The following is a 2,682-nucleotide window of genomic DNA, read 5'->3' on the forward strand; positions in this document are numbered from 1 at the left end:
TATAACTTTATTTTAGAAGCTCTTTTCTATGCAGCTTCATATTAAATTGGTATTAAGGCTTTTGGTTTGCAATTATGTATTGATGATTTTGGGACAGGTTATTCATCTCTAGCTTATTTGCATAATTTCCCCATTGATGTTCTCAAGATTGACCGCTCTTTTGTCAATCGAATTGATAGCGATACTGAACAATTCGCTATTGTTCGAGCTATTGTTACTTTAGCTGATAACTTAGGAATGAATATCGTTGCTGAAGGGGTAGAAACAATTGACCAATTAGTACAACTTAAATTGTTACAATGCCAACAAGCACAAGGTTACTTATTTTCAAAGCCCTTGGCTCAAGAACAAGCAAGAATGTTACTAGCTTCAGAGCAATCCTTTTTTGGCGCATAAAAGCATAGGATTAACTCAGAGAAAATAAATGCTAGTATTCAGAAGAAGGACTTGCTCCTGATCGGAATCTGGATCTGAAACTCTGTTCCTTGAAGTGGTTGTGTAATACAGTTTAACTGACCGCCATGCTTGTCTACAATTTGATAACAAATTGACATTCCTAAACCTGTACCTGAACCAACAGGTTTAGTTGTAAAGAAAGGGTCAAAGACTTTTTGCTTGACTTTTTCTGTCATCCCACAGCCATTGTCAATAACTCGAATCATTACTTGATTACTATCTAAAACTTCAGTAACAATGCGGATTTGAGGATTGTGATTTGTTGATTGTTTATTTCCAGTTGTTATAATATTGCTCTCTGGTAACGGGCAACCGATTATTGACTCTCTCAAAGTATCAATGGCATTAGTTAAAAGGTTCAAAAACACCTGATTAAGCTGCCCAGGGTAACAATCGACTTGAGGGAGTTCCCCATATTGTTTAATAACTTCAATATCTGGATGTTTTCCTTGGCCTTTTAATTGATTACCTAAAATTAAGAGAGTGCTATTAATACCTTCGTGTAAATCAACTCTTTTTATCTCGGCTTCATCTAGCCGCGAAAAATTCCGTAATGATAGAACAATCTCACAGATGCGTTCAGCTCCTATTTTTATTGAAGATAATATTTTTGGTAAATCTTCTCTAACAAAATCGAATTCTATCGTCTCAGTTAAAATCTGAATTTTCGATAGTTTTTTTGGGTAGCATTCTTGATAAAGTGAGATTAATTTAAACAAGTTTTCAGTATATTCATTGGCAATGGCGATATTACCATAAATGAAACTAACAGGGTTGTTAATTTCATGGGCAATACCTGCGACTAACCGCCCTAAAGAAGACATTTTTTCAGTTTGAATAAGTTGAGTTTGTGTATCTGCAAGGTCTTTGAGAGTAAGTTTTAGTTGACTGTTAGCTGCTTCTAGTTGCGCTGGACTTGGCAAAGCTAGCGCCTGGGGAATTATCGGCACTAATGTGAAAGCTGTATAAACCGATATCAAAGCAGTCAAAGCTTTTATAAAACCAGATAGCCAATAAGTTGGATGCCAAAGCGTCCAAATTTCCATTACATGGGTTGTACCACAAAAGATAATGAAAGCTCCAAATAATAAAAGTATTGATTTAAAAGGCAAATCCTCACGCTTGCGGACAAAGTAAACAAGGGCGATGGGGATAGAGAAATAGGCAAGGGCAATTAAAGAATCTGATATAATATGTAGCCACACTAACCCTGTCTTCCAAAGGTAACAATGTCCATGTGGAATAAATAAGCTATCTGTAAAAATTTTTTGTAATAATTCCAGCATATTTTAATTTTGTCTAATAAATTTCCGAAAACATTAACAACAAATTATATATTCTAAATATAAAAATGTCTCTTATAGTAGAAAAAGCAGTAAATACTTTAATTATTGCTAGTTCCAAGTATTCTAAAATAATGGAGCTAGCTTCTTGCAATACTTTTAATGGCTTTTATATATAAATTAATCTGCTCTGTAAAACTTACATAGAGATGGGATTTTCTCTTTTTTTCTAACCTTAATCCCTGCAAGTAAATTTATTAGCATTGCCTATGTTAATTTGAGATAATGCAATTTCGACCTGCTGATTCACATTATTATGCAACTTTAGTGCCGATTAGCTTAGGGGTTGCTGAAAAAGTATGAAAAAGCAATTCTTTTGGGTTGACTAGTTATTCAAGCAAAATGAAAGATAAGCTTTTGTTGTCTCTAATTAACAAAATAATAACCTTCCGTTATAGGGAACTGCAAAAAAGGTGCAGTTTTTAAAAATAGACATAAAAAAGCATAAAACACCCGCGACAGGTGAGTTATTGATTCATCACTAAAAAAGTAATAGCAATTGCAGTTTCAGAAGTATGGGAAAGTTTCGCCATCACTCGATTGAGGCTAAACCTTCTTTTAGCTTGCCCAAATTTTCCTTCAATACAATTACGAATTTTCTCAGATTCTAAATCTTGTTTCTTTTTTTCTTTACTAATATTAGCAGGTGGCCTTCCCAAAGGAGGGCCACTCATGATAATACCTCTTTCTTTGCACCAAGCTCTATTCTCTCTTGTGCGATAAATTTTATCTACATGAACCGATTCTGGATAATAGCCAGTATAATTTTTATATGCAACACTGAAAAAATCTTTCTGAGTGTATAGTTTGATTGACCTTGTTATTTGGTATAGCGGTTATCAGTCTTCTGAAGTACAGTAGCAGCAGTGAGTAAACCAACCCA

General features: G+C 34.3%; 2 protein-coding genes and 1 pseudogene. 1 reads left to right on the forward strand and 2 read right to left on the reverse strand.

Annotated features, from left to right (window positions below):
* Positions 1-51: 51 nt before the first annotated feature.
* Positions 52-396 (forward strand): EAL domain-containing protein, encoded by a 345-nt coding sequence (locus ABF638_RS37645; RefSeq protein WP_435027834.1) that lies wholly within the window; start codon positions 52-54, stop codon positions 394-396.
* A gap of 38 nt (positions 397-434) precedes the next feature.
* Here the strand turns inward: ABF638_RS37645 and ABF638_RS37650 are convergent, their stop codons facing one another.
* Positions 435-1,742 (reverse strand): sensor histidine kinase, encoded by a 1,308-nt coding sequence (locus ABF638_RS37650; protein WP_435027833.1) that lies wholly within the window; start codon positions 1,740-1,742, stop codon positions 435-437.
* 423 nt (positions 1,743-2,165) lie between these two features.
* A pseudogene (locus tag ABF638_RS37655) lies at positions 2,166-2,572 on the reverse strand (transposase); the annotation flags it as partial.
* Positions 2,573-2,682: the final 110 nt, after the last annotated feature.

Origin of the sequence: Nostoc sp. CALU 1950, assembly GCF_051172895.1 — a bacterium.
GTDB classification, from domain to species: domain Bacteria; phylum Cyanobacteriota; class Cyanobacteriia; order Cyanobacteriales; family Nostocaceae; genus Nostoc; species Nostoc edaphicum_A.